General features: G+C 47.4%; 14 protein-coding genes and 1 tRNA gene. 9 read left to right on the top strand and 6 right to left on the bottom strand.

From position 1 onward, the window contains the following. Positions 1-5 precede the first annotated feature (5 nt). Positions 6-479, bottom strand: coding sequence for a MarR family winged helix-turn-helix transcriptional regulator (locus STSP1_RS09560; protein WP_085756123.1), 474 nt, complete (start codon positions 477-479; stop codon positions 6-8). A 355-nt stretch (positions 480-834) separates the two neighbouring features. Next, a complete protein-coding gene (locus STSP1_RS09565) occupies positions 835-3,705 on the bottom strand; it encodes a valine--tRNA ligase (RefSeq protein ID WP_085756124.1) in 2,871 nt (956 codons plus the stop codon). Between the two features lie 292 nt (positions 3,706-3,997). On the opposite strand from STSP1_RS09565, the gene STSP1_RS09570 reads away from it, so the two are divergent. The 7 genes from STSP1_RS09570 to recG all read left to right on the top strand — a co-directional run bounded on the left by STSP1_RS09570 (position 3,998) and on the right by recG (position 11,018). Then, positions 3,998-4,070, top strand: a tRNA-Thr gene (locus tag STSP1_RS09570). Positions 4,071-4,195: 125 nt separating this feature from the next. Then, a complete protein-coding gene (locus STSP1_RS09575) occupies positions 4,196-5,347 on the top strand; it encodes an AAA family ATPase (RefSeq protein ID WP_085756125.1) in 1,152 nt (383 codons plus the stop codon). Beyond that, positions 5,344-6,057: a DUF4276 family protein gene (locus STSP1_RS09580; RefSeq protein WP_085756126.1), complete on the top strand. Its 714-nt coding sequence runs from the start codon at positions 5,344-5,346 to the stop codon at positions 6,055-6,057. Before STSP1_RS09575 ends, STSP1_RS09580 begins: the two co-directional genes overlap by 4 nt. Before the next feature lie 123 nt (positions 6,058-6,180). After that, a complete protein-coding gene (lptB, locus tag STSP1_RS09585) occupies positions 6,181-6,921 on the top strand; it encodes an LPS export ABC transporter ATP-binding protein (RefSeq protein ID WP_204845135.1) in 741 nt (246 codons plus the stop codon). Between the two features lie 23 nt (positions 6,922-6,944). Next, positions 6,945-7,244 carry a co-chaperone GroES family protein gene (locus STSP1_RS09590; RefSeq protein ID WP_085756127.1) on the top strand — a complete coding sequence of 100 codons (300 nt, stop codon included), beginning with the start codon at positions 6,945-6,947 and terminating at the stop codon, positions 7,242-7,244. 198 nt (positions 7,245-7,442) lie between these two features. Then, positions 7,443-8,861, top strand: a complete 1,419-nt coding sequence (locus STSP1_RS09595) for a hypothetical protein (protein WP_085756128.1) — start codon at positions 7,443-7,445, stop codon at positions 8,859-8,861. A gap of 84 nt (positions 8,862-8,945) precedes the next feature. Continuing rightward, entirely contained in the window at positions 8,946-11,018 is a 2,073-nt protein-coding gene (gene recG / locus STSP1_RS09600) for an ATP-dependent DNA helicase RecG (RefSeq protein ID WP_161491701.1), read from the top strand. A 109-nt stretch (positions 11,019-11,127) separates the two neighbouring features. Here the strand turns inward: recG and STSP1_RS12535 are convergent, their stop codons facing one another. The 3 genes from STSP1_RS12535 to STSP1_RS09610 all read right to left on the bottom strand — a co-directional run bounded on the left by STSP1_RS12535 (position 11,128) and on the right by STSP1_RS09610 (position 14,289). Next, positions 11,128-11,277 carry a hypothetical protein gene (locus STSP1_RS12535; protein ID WP_161491702.1) on the bottom strand — a complete coding sequence of 50 codons (150 nt, stop codon included), beginning with the start codon at positions 11,275-11,277 and terminating at the stop codon, positions 11,128-11,130. Between the two features lie 67 nt (positions 11,278-11,344). After that, positions 11,345-12,967, bottom strand: coding sequence for an IS1634 family transposase (locus tag STSP1_RS09605; RefSeq protein ID WP_085756053.1), 1,623 nt, complete (start codon positions 12,965-12,967; stop codon positions 11,345-11,347). A gap of 95 nt (positions 12,968-13,062) precedes the next feature. Further along, on the bottom strand, positions 13,063-14,289 hold the full coding sequence (locus STSP1_RS09610) for a glycoside hydrolase family 88/105 protein (protein ID WP_085756130.1): 1,227 nt from the start codon (positions 14,287-14,289) through the stop codon (positions 13,063-13,065). A 183-nt stretch (positions 14,290-14,472) separates the two neighbouring features. On the opposite strand from STSP1_RS09610, the gene STSP1_RS09615 reads away from it, so the two are divergent. Beyond that, complete coding sequence (locus STSP1_RS09615; RefSeq protein WP_085756131.1) at positions 14,473-15,444, top strand: tRNA dihydrouridine synthase; 972 nt, start codon at positions 14,473-14,475, stop codon at positions 15,442-15,444. 143 nt (positions 15,445-15,587) lie between these two features. Continuing rightward, the gene (locus STSP1_RS09620) at positions 15,588-16,496 is read left to right on the top strand and encodes an alpha/beta hydrolase (protein WP_085756132.1); all 909 of its coding nucleotides are present in this window, start codon (positions 15,588-15,590) and stop codon (positions 16,494-16,496) included. 55 nt (positions 16,497-16,551) lie between these two features. On the opposite strand, the gene STSP1_RS09625 is transcribed toward STSP1_RS09620, so the two are convergent. Next, complete coding sequence (locus tag STSP1_RS09625) at positions 16,552-17,577, bottom strand: acyltransferase family protein (RefSeq protein WP_085756133.1); 1,026 nt, start codon at positions 17,575-17,577, stop codon at positions 16,552-16,554. Positions 17,578-18,031: the final 454 nt, after the last annotated feature.

Below are 18,031 nucleotides of genomic sequence, written 5' to 3' on the forward strand. Positions count from 1 at the left end.
CAAATTTATCCCGGAAGCAAATTAGGCGAGGCATCTATATCCTCAGCTTCCATAAGCAGTACCATCCTCTCCATGGAAAGGGCAATTGCTGCCTGTTCAAGCTCAGGGAGCTTTCTAAGCTGCTTTTCCACCGTTTCCTGAAGGAGAGGAGGAGCTTTTTTGATTATTTCTTTTCCATGATCTGTGAGTTCCAGATAAACCTTCCTTCTGTCCTTTTTGGATCTTTGCCGCCGAACCAAGCTCTTGGCCTCCAGCCTGTCGGCTATTCCGTTTACAGTACTTGCGCCGAGATTAACATCTCTGGACAGCTCAGACATCGTCTTTTCAGGTCTCCTCGCCAGGGAATAAAGACACAACATCTGTGGAACTGTAACATTAAATTTTGAATTGATCCTGCGGGAATGAATATCAACCGCTCTGATGATTCTTCTAACAGAGCGAAGTATTCTAACTTCGTAATCAGTCTCGCTGATTTCCATAATTGCTTTCTATCCAGAAAGGTTTTTGCCAAAACTATTTCTACACAAATTATATCACATCAAAGCACAATGTCAAGCCAAAATATAAGGGGGAATACAAAACCAGCGAACTCAAGAAACTTAAATCCCTGTTTATAGCCTGCTCCTGTGCTGCAAAAAATGATAATTACTTTAGCGTAGTCCGCAAGGGCGAACCCGTTAAACATTCGCACAGAGAACACATGCTGCTTACCGCCGGCTTTTCACGTTTCGCAATCTTACAGCTGGGAGCCTTCGCTCCGACGCTGTTTTCCGCGGGCATTTTCCGCTTCGATAAGACTTCACGGGAGCAGATTGCTGCAGCTTCCAAACAAATTCAGAGTTCTGCAATGAGCTTTTCAACTGCCTCAATCTGCTCGCTAAGCTCTGCGAGTTTATTTCTCGAATCCTGCACGATAGCAGGAGGGGCATTTTTTACGTAATTTTCATTGGAGAGCCTTCCCTCTACAGCCTTAGCGGCCTTGAGCAGGTCTTGCTTCTGTTTTTCGAGGCGGTTCTTCTCGGCCTCCGGGTCTATCACGCCGTGTACAAAAACTTCAATCTCGCCGATAACGTTTGTGGCGGTTGTTCCCTCCCGCTGTATGTTTTCGGCTACTTCGAGGCTCTCGAGCCCAGCAAGATTCATAATAAGCCCGCGGCAGCTCTCATAAAGCTTATGATAGCTCTCAGGGGCTGAGATTCCGGCCTTTATCTTCTGCTTCGGGGCGATATTGTACTGACTTCTCACCTCACGAATGCTCTTTATTATCGTCTGCACTTCGCTTATCTGCTGCTCAACATCGGGATTGCGGAACTGCTTGAGATCACTGTCCGGCCAATTTGCCTCGATCAGCAGATTTTCAGTGTCTATATCTGTTAGCCCTTTCAACCCTCTTCCATTGGTGTATTCTGAGAGCGTCTGGAATATGCCTTCAGTAATGAAAGGCATAAACGGATGCATAATCCTCAGCGTATTATCGAGGACAAACGCAAGCACGTTCTGGAATATCGGCTTTTGGCTTTCGTCTTTCATCCGCGGCTTGCCCCATTCGAGGTACCAGTCGCAAAGGTCGTTCCAGAAGAAGCGGTAAATCGCTCCTGCCGGCTCGCTGAACTTATACTCGCCCAGCATGTCGGTTACATAACACACCGTATCTTCAAGGCGGGATAGAATCCAGCGGTCTGTAATATCCATCTTATCAGGATCGAACTGATCATGGCTCATATTCTCGAGGTTCATCATTGCAAAGCGAGATGCGTTCCAGAGCTTGTTGCAGAAATTCCTGCCTATGTCAAACTTGCTGCTGATATTCCTGCCCTGGTCATCCTGCTTCACAGGCATACGCATATCCTGATTCTCGGTGGTCATATTGGCGAGGCTGAAACGCATCGCATCTGCACCGTAATGATCGATAATTGCAAGGGGGTCTATGCCGTTGCCCTTGCTTTTGCTCATTGTTTCGCCGTTGCCGTCGAGAATTTTGCCGTGTATGAAAACATCGCTGAAAGGCACATCTTTCATATTGTACAGCCCCATCATCACCATTCTGGACACCCAGAGCGTGATGATATCGCGTGAGGTGATCAGCAGGTCTGTTGGGTAGTAGAATTTGAGCTCTTCTGTCTCTTCCGGCCAGCCGAGAGTGCTGAAGGGCCAAAGCGCAGAGCTGAACCACGTATCGAGTACGTCCGGGTCTCTCTGGAAGCCGTGCTTCTCGAGCAGGGATTCTGCTGTGCTGTCCTGTTCTGATATACATATATCAATGCGCACCTTTGTGGGCTCTTCTTCATCAGGGAACATCTGCACGGAAAATTCGCCGAGGTCTTCGGTAAATTCGAGCCAGCTTACGCCGGTTTTGTTGCTCAGGGCGGTTTTGATTTCGTCCGGTATCGGGTCTTCGTTTGCGTGCTCCACAGGCCTGTCAACCTCCAGCTCAACGCTCCATATCGGGATCCTGTGCCCCCACCAGAGCTGCCTGCTTATGCACCAGTCTCTTATTCCCTCAAGCCAGTCGATATATGCGCTTTCGTAGCGTTTCGGGTGGAACTTCAGCCGGCCTTCCTTGAGCACTTCAATCGCAGGCTCAGCGAGCGGTGCAACCTTCACGAACCATTGATCTGAGAGATAAGGCTCGATAATAACGCCGCTGCGGTCGCTATGGCCAACTTCCTGTTCCCGAGGTTCAATTTTCACTAATAACCCCTGCTCCTCAAGCTTTTCCACTACTCGCTTGCGAGCCTCGAATCTCTCGAGCCCTTGGAAATCACCTCCGTTTTCGTTTATGTATCCCTCCGGCGTGAGGATGTTGATTCTCTCGAGATCGTGTCGCAGGCCGATTTCATAATCGTTTGGGTCGTGGGCAGGGGTTACTTTCAGAAAGCCCGTTCCCTCGCCTCGCTTTACATAATCATCAGCTATTATCGGTATTTTTCTCCCCGTTAGCGGGAGGTCTATCATCTTGCCCACCAGCTCCTCTGCGCGCTCATCCTTGGGGTTTACCGCAACTGCGGTATCCCCGAGCATTGTTTCAGGTCTTGTGGTTGCGATCATAACTTCTTCGCTTCCATCTGAGAGCGGATATTTCATATAGTAGAAATTCCCCTGCACTGTTTTATGCACAACCTCATCATCAGCCACTGCCGTTTGGAGGTGCGGATCCCAGTTTACAAGCCTTTTGCCCTTGTATATGAGCCTGTCGCTGAATAGCTTGTAGAACGTTCTGCGAACTGCCCTTGCGCACATATCATCAAGGGTGAAGCGTGTGCGCTGCCAGTCGCAGCTTGCGCCGATTCCCTTGAGCTGCTCGAGGATTGTGTCTCCATACTGCTGCTTCCAGTCCCATATCATCTGGACAAGACCCTCGCGCCCCACATCGTGGCGGGTTTTGCCCTGCTCAGAATGGAGTTTTTTCTCCACTACGCTCTGAGTGGCAATGCCGGCGTGGTCTGTCCCGGGCATCCAGAGGGTGTTATAGCCCTGCATACGCTTGAAGCGGATAATCACATCCTGCAGCGTATTGTTCAGGGCGTGTCCCATGTGCAGCATTCCCGTTACGTTCGGAGGCGGGATTACGATTGTGTATGCCTTGCTGTTTTTACCGCCCTTTGAAGGCGGTTCTGTATGGAAGCTGCCGGCATCAAGCCAAAGCTTTTCTGCAAACTGCTCTATTTCTCGAGGGTTATAAACTTTCGATAGTTCTTTTGCCATAATTAACCTGTACCAATTCAAGCTGATAATTTTCAGCGTAATGGTATCAAATTACCCGTTTGTGTAAAGCAATAACCGAAGCAATTGGACGCCGGCGTGCATAAGAGATTACTGAATGCTGTAAGGAATCTTCAAAGCAAAAACTGACAAATCACAATTGTATAAAGCGAAGGCCTTGCGCAGCTGCAATGCAGATTTTAGTTCAGGACGCAGAGAACAGGGCGGAGGCGGCGAGTATGCCAAAACGAGAAAGCTTGCGATAAAAGCACAAAGGAATATAATTTTCCCAATCGCCAATGTAGCTCAGTTGGCAGAGCACTGCTTTCGTAAAGCAGGGGCCGTGAGTTCGAGTCTCACCATTGGCATTTTCATCCCTCTTCAGCGTGCAAGGCGGATTTTTTAATTTAACACTAATATTGCATTTTTTTCGCTGTTGGTTTATATTTAGCTTGCCGCTGTAAAACCGGATTGTCTCTGGGAAGGGAATATTATGCAGATAAAGAGTTTTTCATATTCAGATACCATAAACAAGTGGGAACTTGCTGAGTCGAATTTCAACGATCTGAACCTGCTTGTAGGTATCTCAGGCGTTGGGAAAACGCAGATCCTCAATTCGCTTCGTGTGGTATCGCAGATAGCTGGCGGTGAGACATACAACGGCATAAGCTTTTCGCTGGTATTCCAAACATCCGGTAAAGATGAATACCGCTGGGAGGCAGGCTTTGAAACCCTCGAGCACATCGCAGAACAGAGTATATCTCTGCCCGATTTTGTGAGCCATGGGGCGGAAAAGCCCAAAATCGAGCGTGAATTTCTCAGCCTCAACGGCAAAACCATTCTGGAAAGAGATGCCGAATCAATAGTCCTTAACGGCCGGAAAACGCCAAAGCTCGATTCGAGCCAGAGCGCCTTAAATCTTCTTAAATTCGAGGATCTCATAGCCCCGGCCAGCAAGGAGATGAACAAGATTGTCAGCAGCTCCATGGCCTACAACGAGGCTCCGGAGATGTCTATGCTGAACCTGAACGAATTTGAGCTTGCAGTTTCCAAGCTTGATACGCTCAAGAAAATCCGGGAAAGTGAGCTTTCGATCGGGATTAAGCTCAGCCTTATATTCTCCAACTGCTTCGATACGTTCGAGGAAATACGCGATGAGTTTATCGATGTGTTTCAGCAGGTGGAGGATGTTGTGGTAAACAGCAACGAGCAATTCATCAACGGGCGGTTTGTGGTATGCCCAACGGTGCTTGTGAAGGAGAAGGGAGTTCCGGGCTGGGTAAACCAGAAGCGGCTCTCAGCAGGTATGCACAAAACATTCTACCAGATCACTCAGTCTCACCTGTGGCCGGAGGGCTCGGTAATTCTAATCGACGAATTCGAGAACAGCCTCGGGATCAACTGCATCAACATCCTTACGGATATAATCCTCGGCCAGTCCCGCAGGCTTCAGTTTATCATAACCAGCCATCACCCCTACATAATAAACAATATCGACCAGCGTTTCTGGCGGGTTGTAGTTCGCAATAAGGGGATGGTGCGTATAAAAGATGCTGAGAGCCTCGGGCTCGGCAAATCGAATCACGAGGCGTTTATACAGCTAATCAACACTCAGGACTACATCGACGGAATCAGCTTGCAATGAATCTTTATATCTTAGTAGAAGGCAAATGTACTGAGTTTAAGCTCTATCCGGCATGGCTTTCAGTGCTTCTGCCGAAATTCGAGAGGGTGTACAGCTTCGATCAAGTAGAGCAGAACAATTACTACATTGTCAGCGGCTACGGAATCCCCTCGCTGATAAAGAATCACCTGCCGAACGCTATCCTTGATGTGGCCAGATTGAAAGAGAAATACGATTATCTGGTAGTAGTGGTTGACGCCGAGGAGCTGAGCGTAGAGCAGAGAAAGAGCGAGGTTGCAGAGGTGCAGCGTCGATATAAGCGGGAACTTGGTAATGTGAAGGTGCAGGTGGTAGTGCAGAACAGGTGCATCGAAACATGGCTTTTGGGCAATCGGGAGATGATTCCGCCCTCGCCGAAGCGGGAGAAGCTCAAAAGATACATAGACTACTACGACATCAATTTCAACAACCCCGAAAATATGCCAAATTACGTTGACGATACCGATGCCCGAGAGGAAGGCCCGCATTTTTCCACTACTGCAAGATTTCATACCGACTACCTTCAGGAGGTATTCAAGGAGCAGAATATGGTTTACACCAAACGAAATCCGAGATACGCATCCAATGAGCAGTTTTTGAAAGGTCTTATGCGGAGGGTAATGTACGACCCTTCCGATTTGGTAAGCTTTCAGGAGTTTCTGAACTTCTGCGAAACCGTGTCAAAAAAATGACTTGAGCTCGGACAGGCTTAGTTTGGTTTTTCGATATTAAAATCCTTCAGAGCAGTTGCCGTTCTTGCTAAAACTGTTTCATTAAATATAATCCCTTAAACTATTTGCTAACAGGGAACAAACGTGTCAGATAAACTGCTTGAAACAAGAGGACTGGTGAAGAAATTCTCCGGCAGAGCCGTGGTAAACCATGTCTCGCTTTCTGTGAGGAAGAAAGAGATTGTGGGTCTGCTGGGCAGAAACGGTGCAGGGAAAACCACATCATTCAGGATGTGCATCGGAATGATCATCCCCGACGAGGGACAGGTGTATTTTGACGGCCATCAGGTAGGCCGGATGCCGATGTATAAGCGTGCGCGAAAGGGGATGGGGTATTTATCTCAGGAGCCCAGCGTATTCCAGAGGCTCTCTGTGCGTGATAATCTGCTCGCTATACTCGAGACCCTGAAAATGACAAAGGCGCAGCGCATTCTCAAGGCCGAAGAACTCTGCGAAACCTTCGGGCTCACTGAGGTTTACCGCTCGCAGGCGAGGCTCCTCTCCGGCGGAGAAAGGCGCAAGCTCGAAATCGCAAGGGCAATGGCAACAAACCCCTCGCTGATATTTCTCGATGAGCCTTTCAGCGGGGTAGATCCGATAGCGGTTGAAGAGCTGCAAAAAGAAATTGAAAACCTCCACAGCTCCGGCGTGAGCATACTCATAACAGACCATAATGTGGAGAGGACACTGGAAATCGTGGATAAGGCATATATTATGGATCACGGCAGTGTGATTGCCTCAGGCCGGCCAGCTGAGATTATTAAGGATGAGCTGGTGCGAAAGAGCTATCTGGGCAAGACATTCAAAGGTGATGAGTTTGATTAGTCCCTTAACTTGGGAATTACTGTATGACAGAAAAATTTGAGACCGTTGAACCGATCGGCAAGAGAGTGCTGATCAGGAAAGATGAAGATAAGAAACAGACAAAAGGCGGAATCCAGCTTCCTGACAATATGGAGATCCCCAACATAACCGGAAGGATTGTGGAGGTCTCTGCTGAGGTAGCAAATCTCCCGGAAGTGCCGCTGAGCCAGTATGATAAGGTCCTCTTTAATCCGAAAGGCGCTATACCCGTCGATTTTGAAGGGGATAACAGGCTTTTTGTGGTGGATGTGGAAAACATCGTAGCTGTATTCAGGAAGTCCTGAGCATTAGTTGGCCATTTTCAAGGCCGGTTTTTCAGGGTGAAAGCTAATTTTACAGTATTACAGCCTCAAAATATGAGTTGAGCGAGCTTCATACTTGTTTTTTTGTTGACGTAAAGGTGATTTTATAAGATACTCTTAGGCTGTATTTTCAGTTTATAATATATTGAAACATAATGCGGATATTCAAGGAGAATTGGTATGCCGGCAGGTAAACAGAGTCAGGGAAGTGCCACAACCATAGCTTTGGTAGTATTTGTGGTCCTTTTTCTGCTCTCAACAGTTGCAGCAGTGTTTTTCTATGTCAAATGGGACGAAAAAACAACTATAGCTGAGCGTGAGATTGCAAACCGAAGAGAAGCTGCTACCGACCAGCAGGTCAGCGAGTTTGAATCGCTGGTAGGGGAGAAAACAGCAGAGAGCTACTTGGGCACTGTAATTGAAAGATTTGATGAGGTTTATCAAGAGGTAACAGGAAGCTCAAGAGCAGATAAAAACATTCAAGCAGCAGCAGAAAGCATCTCGCTGGATGTTAAAGCTGTACGAAGCAGATTCCCTAATATGTTTTCTCAGAATTCAGGACTTCTTCCTATAGCCAATACGCTTGCAGGTGAGTATGTCCGTTCAGCGCAGACAGTCAGCTCGCTGCAGGAAAAAATCGCTCAGATGGAAGAAGATTGGCAGAGAGATGTAGAAGGGTTCAAGGTTGCCGAGGAAAAGCTTATCGAGCAGAAACAAAAGCTTATCGAACAGGCAGACCAGATTCAGGCCAAGTTTGACCAGATGAAATCTCAGGCCGAGCAGAACGCTCAGGAAAATATCAATGCCCTTGAAGAAAAGCTTGCTGAGAAAAACAGTGAACTTGAAGGGGTAAAAAATGAGCTTGCTGACCTTCAGGCATCATTCAAAGAGCAGAAGCAGTATCGAGAGAAGCTCGAAAAGCAGCTTGAAGAGATCAAGCCGAGCCCGGATATGGATGTAGCAGCGTACAAGCCCGACGGCAGGATAGTTTCAGTGAATGCTCAGCAGGATATTGTTTATCTCGACCTCGGAAGCGATGCTCATATCTACCGCGGCCTTACTTTCGCAGTTTACGACAGGGCAAACCCAGTGCCTAAAGACGGCAAGGGCAAGGCGGAGATCAAGATTTATGATGTTCGGTCTAAGGTTTCTGTTGCCAAGATAATTTCTCAGGAAGAAAACAACCCTGTTCTGCCGGAGGATATAATCGTTAATCTTATATGGGATCAGGAAAAGCCGAATACATTCTATGTGGCCGGTAATTTCGACCTCGACGGCAACGGCACAATCGATGAGTACGGAGGCGATAAGGTTCGCCATCTGATCAAGCAGTGGGGCGGAATTGTGGCTGACAAGATAGACATCAACACTGATTTTGTGGTAGCAGGGCAGCCTCCGGAGGTTTACCAGCAGCCGCAGGAAGATGAGCTCGATTCAGCACTGGCAGAGCAGAAGTATCAGGAATCGCTGGATGAATACGAGACTTACAACTCTGCCATCGAAAGGGCACAGTCGCTTTCGATACCGGTATTCAATACCGAACGCTTCAAGAGCCTTATCGGCTATAATCAGGAAATAAAAAACAATCAGACTAAATAGTTTGCTCTGATAATGAATCTTCAGGCCGGTTGTTATTCTGCTTCCGGCCTTTTTTTATTCAGCTCTCAGCGTTTTGCGGAAATTATGGGAATCAACCTCAATACTGAAATCCAGATGCTCAAGGGAGTTGGGCCGGGCAAGGCGCCAGCACTTCAGGAATTAGGAGTGTGTAACGGCGCTGACCTGCTGGAATATTTTCCCAGAGACTGGGAGTTCCTCCCGGAAACTGCGCAGATATCCGAGCTTACGGCAAATGCCAACGTTTGTGTATGCGGTGTGATTGAGAGCACAGATTACCATAAGTTTAAGCGAAAACCCATATTCGAGATCTATCTGATTGATAAGACCGGCGCGTTGAGGATAATCTGGTTCAACGGCGGCTACCTCGCAAACCAGCTCCATCCCGGGATGAGGCTCGCTGCATACGGGAAGGTTACAAAATACAAGCACCAGCTCCAGATGACAAACCCGCGGTTCAAGATTTTGCGAGAAGACATCCCCGAGCAGGATCCCAAGCAGCTTGGAGGAGCGGTTTATCCGGCAACCGCTTCAATGTCAAGCGGGATGCTCAAATATATAGTTCGAAAGAATATAGATGAGCTTTCCGCCTGCGTGAAGGAGTATTTCACTGAATCTTTCAGGGAAGAGAAGAACCTGCTTCCCAGAAAAGAGGCCTTCAGGCTGATTCATCTCCCGCAGGAAGAAAGCCATCTTTCAGCAGCGAAAAGAACGCTCAAATACGAAGAGCTCTTTCTTATGCAGCTCGGGCTTGCTGTTCGCAGATACCGAATGCGGAATTTCGCCCCTTCGATAGCTATGAAATTCTCTTCCCAGCTCGACCGAAGGATAAGAAAGCGTTTCCCGTTTTTCCTCACGGAAGATCAGGACAAAGCGATAGAGGAAATAGTTTCCGATATGAGCGAGCCCAAGCCGATGAATCGGCTCCTTCAGGGCGATGTGGGCTCTGGGAAAACGGTTGTGGCGGTTTATGCGGCTCTTATGGCTATTGCAAACAAGGCGCAGGTGGGGATTATGGCGCCTACGGAGATCCTTTCACGTCAGCATTACCAGAGCATCTCCCGATTCCTCGAAGGCAGCAGGGTTCGAACGGAGCTCGTTACCGGCAAAATGCCCGCTTCAGAGAGAAAGCAGCTCACGGAACAAATCAGCAAAGGCGAGGTTGATATTGTAATCGGGACAACCGCCCTTATTCAGGGCGGCATAGATTTTCACAATCTCGGCCTTGCGGTGATAGATGAGCAGCATAAATTCGGCGTTGAGCAGCGGGCAAAGCTCCGCAAAGATAAAGCCCCTCACTGCCTCGTTATGACGGCCACCCCAATCCCCCGCACAATGACGATGACTGTCTTCGGCGATCTGGATGTTTCTGTGATAAAGACAGCCCCGCCCGGGAGAGGCAAGGTTACTACAAAGCTCGTTTCCCCTGAGAACAGAAAGAAGGCAATGGAATATATCAGGGGGCTTGTGAAGGCGGGCAGGCAGGCGTTTTTTGTGTATCCGAGGATTGAATCGGGCGAATCAGACCGCAACCTCAAAAGCGCTGAAGAAGAATTCGAACTGCTGAAAACCTGCGTATATCCCGAATTCAGCGTGGAACTGCTCCATGGCCAGATGCCTCAGGAGCAGAAGAAAAACGTTATGGAGCGGTTCAGGAAGGGCGAGGTGAATATCCTCGTGTCAACTGTGGTGATAGAGGTGGGGGTGGATGTGCCGAATGCCACGGTTATGGTTATAGAAAACGCAAACAATTTCGGCCTTGCCCAGCTCCACCAGCTCAGGGGAAGAATCGGCAGAGGGGCGAGCGATTCTTTCTGTTTCCTCTTTTCTGAATCTGATAATGAAACCGCAATAAAGCGGCTGGAGGTGATGCAGAAAAGCACCGACGGGTTCTACATAGCAGAAAAAGACCTCGAAATTCGAGGCCCGGGCGAGCTTTTCAGCACAAGGCAGCACGGCCTTCCCGACCTGAAGCTTGCAAATATTGTAGAAGATTTTGAGATGCTCAGGATGGCCAAAAAAGACGCCGAAGAAACGCTGAAAGAAGACCCGTTCCTCCAATCGCAGGAAAATCAGAACATCAAGAAAGCGATTATCAAGAAATTCGGCGCCCGCCTGGGGCTCACGGACATAGCTTAATCTCTACCAAAAGAGCAAACTCTTAAGGCGTAAAATAAGCTCTTAAAGCATACCGTTTGCCCTCAGAGACGCCGAAAAATACTGTTTCAACAAGAGGCCGCTGTCTTTTTTACTCAGCAAGTCTATAAATCTCGCTGCCTGCAAGGAGGAATGCCCCGAGGGCATAATCCTCAAAATTCGGCTTTTTATCAAAGCCTACAGGCTGCCCGTCTGAGGGTTGTCCTGACTTCGGCGGTAAATTTTCATAAGTGCTTGTCAATAAAGGACTCGATTTTTTGCGCAGGCACTACAACCCTGTTTTTTTTGAGTTTTTTTCAGGGTTTGCGTTACATTTTATAGGGTGTGGTATTGGTGCTCAGATTAACTGTTTTGTAGAGTTTCCTTGCGTCCTCGTTAATCTTTGATGGCAGCACATATTTGCATTCGCTTTTCTTATCCCAGAGGATGCTAAGCTGCACGTGGTTTAGCGCATTTACCATCCTCGCCACAGACATCGCCTCGAATCTTAGCCTAACCCTGTATGCCAGATTCCTCGCGCAGGTTAGAGCGATAAAGCATATCAGTATATGGGCTTTGATTCGTTTCGGCGTCCAGTGATATATCGGCCGTATCTTCAGGTCGTGCTTGCTGATCCTGAAGCACTCCTCAATTAGCCAGAGCTGCTTGTAATGCTCTACTACTGCCGAATCATCCATATCCTTAACATTCGTTATAACGCCGTGAAGGCCATCAAATTTCGCTGCCTGAGCATATTTCTCTTCATTTATCTCGCAGTTTACATCGCCGGTAACTCGCATAAATTTCTTGTAGCCGTAGTTGCTTATAAGGGATTTGGGGTTACTGCTCTTTTCAAGCTTCTCACGAAGTTTTCTTATAGCTTCGTCCCTGTCGTGTTTATTCTTTTTGGCGAGCTTGTCGCTGTAGGTAACAATTAGCCTTCTGTTCTTGCCGTAATCAAAGCTTCTCAGCGGAGCAGCGGATTCTGTAATCTTTGATTTCCATTGGTCAGTGAGGCTTTTAAGCCTCGCTGCTACGATATACTCAACTTCCTGCTCTTGAAGGTAGTCAAGATTAGGCTTGCTAAGCATCGCGCTGTCTGCGGTGAAGATAACGCGTTTGAGGTTGTATTTCTCTTTGATCTTAGGGATAACAGTATGCAGAGTATGCCCTTCATACTGATTGCCGGGGAACACCTCATAACCAACTGGAAGCCCCTCTGAGGTTGAGAGAAGGCCAAGCACAACCTGCGGCTGATTGAACTTCATATCCTTGCTGTAGCCGTTCTTTTTGAGCTCATCTTCAGTAAATGATTCAAAATACAGGGTGGTGCAGTCGTAAAACAGAAGGCTAATCTCATCTCCAAGAAGACCTTTAGCAGCCTTGTGAGCGTGGTTTTGAGCCTTGTTGATAATATCGTCTGTTATTCCGTCCATCATCCTGTAAACACTGTCAAGAGAGAGGCTGATGCCGAAGTCTTTGGAGAGATCCTGAACACTGTTGCGCTTGCTGACCGGATTTGCAAGCCTTGCCATGGTAATGTGGCGAAGGTTTCTGCGAGCAGCCTCTTTGCGTTTATCAAAAAGATTGTTAAATCCGAGCTCGTCATAGATGCTTCCGAACACCTCATGGATGCCGGTGGTGATGCGTGCCTGCTCCTTAATATCCTTCAGATTTACGTTTATAGGCTCATCATCGATCTTTTTGCGGGCTTCTATAGCAGCCTCTGCAAGCTGCTCAGGCTTGAAAAGTGCCGGCGTTATCTCCGCCTCAAGTTTAGCCTTCTCGAATTCGGCGAGATCTTTGAGACGGGTAACATCCTCTTCTGTGAAGGCAGTGCCCATATGACGTACTATACGCTGGCGAGGCTGATTCTTCTCGTTGCGATAGCTCGCAACAATCTGAACAGATCTCTTTGGGCTGTTTTTTGATTTTTTTACTCGTATAAACATAAACACAGATTATACGAAATAAAAATATTATGTCAATATAAAAATAAAATTAGGCACTACAAGGAAGCCAGCCCAAAACACCACCCGTAACAGCCTCAAAACGCACTTTTCGATGAGTTTTCCGCAATACAACCGCCGAAGTCAGGATAAATCTCGCTGCCTGCAAGGAGGAATGCCCCGAGGGCATAATCCTCAAAATTCGGCTTTTTATCAAAGCCTACAGGCTGCCCGTCTGAGGGTTGTTTGCCTGTGCTCTGAACGTATCCGAGAAAGCCGTTTTCATGCAGGGCGTTTTCTATCATTCCAGTCCAGCCTTTGCCGGCTGAGGACATATAATCAGAGGGGTCGAGCACGCTGTTATTTATCCCCCAAGCCATTCCGTAAACAAAGAAAGCGGTTCCGCTTAGCTCTCTGCCGCCGAAATGCTGGGGGTCGTGGAGGCTTACGTTCCAGAACCCGTCTCCCCGCTGAGCCTCCTTAATCGCCTTAGACATATCTTTGAAATCCTTGATGTATTCGTTCCTGTGCGGTGCGTCTTCCGGAAGCACATCCAGCACTCTTGCAAGCGCAGCATACACCCAGCCGTTTCCGCGGGACCAGTAGCAGTTTTTCCCGTTCGGGGTAGTGTAAGGCGGGTCGAAATCCTTATCTCTCCACCACAATCCGTGTTCGGGGTTGTAGAGCCCGTTATCGCCGTGTTTGTTTCTGGTATAAGAATACATCTCATACATCCTCTCGAAATACTTATCATCCCCGCATACCACCCCGAGCTTTGCAAAAACGGGCATCGCCATTTGAATCGCATCGATCCAGTTCCAGTCGTCAATTTTTTCGCTGCTCACCATACGATCAATGCTTTTTTTGATTTTGGCAATCCTTTCGGGCTTTGGCTCAATCTGATAGAGCTCGATATATGTTTGTCCGCAGCATTGATTGTCTGCGTTTCGGGTTTTCGTACCTCCCCACATGCCCCAATCGTGCGATTTTCCCCACTCTACGGCATAATCGTAATACTTTTTCCTGAGTTTCTCCTTCGGCTCGATTTGGTAAAGAGCCATAAGGCCTTCGTAGTATGTCCCGCGTGTCCAGATGTTGCTCGGTCTTCGTTTGTCTGTAACAGTATCCTCGCCCGGGTTCGGCCATTTCTCCATGAAATAATCATTTGCAATCCGCATCGTGCTTAAGATACCCTCTTTCTTATATACGCTCATATCTGCGTTTGCGAGCCACAGAAATGAATCGTTTGCACCGAAAACAATTGAGCTTGAGGCGATAAGAAGTGTGAAACAAAATGATAAAACTGTGAGATAGTTTGTCCGCATTTCTAAACCCTTTAATAAAAAACCATATCAAAATTTTTGAGCCTGTTGAACCACCCTCTGTCAAAGGCTCATTTACCGCAGACAGAGCTTACAAAAAAACTTATCTCTCTGCAATAAAAAATTGGCCGCCGATTTCCCGAATTTCGCTTGACTTAACCCTCCTTCTAAATCTAATACCCCGCTATGCTGAAAATCGGAAACTTAGAACTCTCCTGCCCGCTTATAGCCGCTCCTCTCAGCGGCTATACAAACTGGGCAATGCGAAATATATGCAGGGACTTCGGGGCAGAGCTTACATTCCCCGGGGTGTTCCTGGCTAAATCCGCTGCGATGCCGAAGGTGCTCAGCAAGCAGTGCTTCCGGCCATACCCGGGCGAGGAGCTTCTAGGCGCCCAGATTATGGGCACAGACCCTGAGATTATGGCAAAGGCAGCGAAAGACCTCGAACAGACCGGCTACAACCTGATAGATCTCAATTTTGCCTGCCCCGCACCGAAGGTTTTGAGGCGGGGAAGAGGCGGTCATATGCTCGGAAAGCCAGAGGCTGTAGGCGAGATTTTAGATAGAGTGCGGGGGAGCATAGACCTGCCGATATCGGTGAAGCTCAGAATAGGATACGACAAAACCGCCGAATCGCTGGAGAGCTTCTATCAAATCTGCGAAACGCTAACCCGGCTCGGAGCAGATGCTCTTGTTATCCACGGGCGCACAACGCTTCAGAAATATTCCGGCTCTGCAAACTGGCAGCCGATATATGAAATAAAACGCCTCCATCCGGAGCTTACAGTAATAGGCAGCGGCGATATCTTCACCCCCGAGGCAGCGGCAGAAAAGCTTGATGCCGGGATAGACGGCGTTCTGCTTGCAAGGGGGGTTGTGGGCAATCCTTGGCTTATCAGCGAGGCAAGGGCGATTGTTGAAGGCAGAGAAAAGCCCGCCCCGCCTACGGTGCAGGAGGCCGGCGAGGTGATGCTCAGGCATATCAGTATGCTCCAGCAGATTCAGGAGGAAGGAAGGGTAACCAGATTCTTCCGCAAGTTCGCCTCGCAGTACTGCAAGCGGCATCCGCAAAGGAAGAAGGTGGTGCTGGAGATTATGGCTGCAGAAATCGAATCAGAGCTTATCGAGATAATAAAGCGAAATTTCGGCTGCTGAAATAATCTGTTTTAAGTTGAAATTCGTGCAATTAACATATGCGTTTTTTGGGAATAATTCGTTTACTAATATCGTCTGTTAAGATAAAATAATACAAGTCAAAAAATTTTTAAGCGATTTTTTATGTCTTTAAGGAGAAAAGTATGAAACCATTCGGTCTGCTTTTATTTACATTAGCAGCTCTCTCAGTATGGGCAGCAGAGCCGCAAGAGGTTCTCGAGGATTATAAAATCCAGTTTTATGAATCCGGTGTGGAGTATCATTTCTACGACGGCGTTGAATATTTGGGCAAAGACAGAGAAGAAAAGCTCGACATTTATTCCCCTGTCAGCACCATAACCAAAAAGCGTCCTGCTGTGCTTTTCATCCATGGCGGTGCTTGGAGAGCCGGCCACAGAAAGATGAAAAATGCACGAGACTGGGCGAGATTCTTCGTGGAGCAGGGGTATGTGGCAGTAAGCATAGACTATAAGCTCAGTGAGTTTGAAGGGAGAGGGCGAAAAAGAAAGAAGATTGAAGGCGCATGGAGGCAGAACATCTACGACTGCAAAAGCGCCCTTCGCTTTATGAAATCGGGAATTTTGAATATAGACAGCGAAAGGATAGCTGTAATGGGCTCCTCTGCCGGCGGGCATCTTGCAATGCTCTTAGGCTATTCAGCAGAAAGTAAGGAGCTCAATAAAGGCGGGCTGTATAAGGATAAGAGCAATGATGTAAGCTGCATAATCAATTTCTACGGCGTTCCGGATGTGAGAACGCAGGGCGGGGAGATGTTTATTGATTCATCAAGGGATGAAAGCCCGGAAGAATGGGCGCTTGCCTCGCCTGTGGAACATCTAGCGGGAAGCGAGCCTCCTATACTGATTGTCCACGGAGCGAAAGACAGAGTGGTTGATATCGAACAATCAAGGGATTTAGTGAAGCTGCTCAAGGAGAAAGAGCTTCCATTTGAGTATGAATTTATTGAAGACGCCGGCCACGGTTTCTCAGTCCGAGCTGCAAAGACAAACCTTATGCCTGTAGTGGGCAGTTTCCTAAGGGAAAACTTTTAAGCAAAAACAATTTCAGAATTTTCCGCAAGCTGTCTATTTAAGCCCGGCAGGTTTTTCAGCTTCCAAGCATAATCTTGGACAGCAGGCGGGATTTTCTCAGGATCTGGCCGAATATAAACGAGCCGATTCCCGAAGCTGCGTAGATAATTATCAGCATAAGCCAGCTGTATTCTTCAGGGATGCCAACCTTGGAAAGGATAACTCCGCAAACCATTCCTGCTATAAGGTGATAGAGGTAAACATCGTAAGAAAATCTTCCCAGCTTTGAGAAAAACGCCTTTATCATACCGCCCCTGCCTGCTATGCATGAGGCCAGATAGAACATTCCGAGCATACCTGTAAAGCTGAATAAAAGCTTCATAAGCCTGAGAACTTCAAAAGTAACCCAAGACTGCCCCGCACTTACCCATTCAGACACCTGCATACACCCCGCTGCTGCGATAGCTGTAAAACTCAGGGCAGCAAGCATATTGCCCCGCCTATTGATTTCCAGCCTTGCGAAAACATAGTAACCGAATAAAACGAACATCAGATACCATCTTGTCCGCTCAAGCTCAAGGAAACAGGCATATTCGTGCTTTGGAAGAGAAGCGGGCATCATACAAATCGCAAAAACAACAATGAGAGTAAGCTTAGACTTATCACAAAGTCTTATAATAAATGGAAAGATCAGAAATATGTTCATAAGCGTTATCAGAAACCACCCATGCCCGGCGGGACTGCTTAGGGGGTAAAATATCATTCTGTAAAAAACATCCCCGGCCTCACTCAGCGAAGACTCACCTATTGCCAGTTCACCTGTGAACGTAATTGCCGTTATCACAAACAAAGGAATAATGAGCCGCATAAATTTTTTCTTCTCGAATGAGAGGTAATTATTCGGCGAAAACTTTTCCCGTCCTCCCAGAGCAAGCATAAAGCCGGCTGCTGTAAAAAATACAGGCATATGGAAGGTGGAAAAGCATTTACTGGTGATAACCAAGGGCCAGCCAAAATACTCTGTAACCTCAATTGCATGCTCCAGCATAACCAGAAGTATCGCAAGTGCCCTTGCGCAGTCTATGTATTTCAGTCTTTCCAAAAACGCTTCCTCTTACATAGTAATCATAAAGATAAATATAATCTGACTCATACAAATAATCAAGACTTTTTGGTCGCCTATTTCACAGGGTGTGCGACATTCTTTTTTTTTGCAAAGCTTTTTAAAACCGAGTCTATCCGCCGCAGGCGGACAGACGCAAAGAAAATATATTTAATCCACTGATTACACCGATTACACAGAGGTTTTTAAATATAATATATCAGTCTTCCTCTCCGCCGCAGGCGGACAGGCTCGGTATAAATCAAATTCACTTTGGAGGGGGACAGATCATGCTATATGGCTTACTGATTTATTTGAATACCCTAATTGGCAAACCAACAGCGATTTTGAAATTTACGGCATTCCGACTGCTTGGGCACCTTCGTGCGCATAGTGAACTGCGTAGTAAGATAAAGGATTAAATCCGTGCAATTTCGTGTAATCTTTGTGAATT

Source organism: Sedimentisphaera salicampi, assembly GCF_002117005.1.
Classification (GTDB): domain Bacteria; phylum Planctomycetota; class Phycisphaerae; order Sedimentisphaerales; family Sedimentisphaeraceae; genus Sedimentisphaera; species Sedimentisphaera salicampi.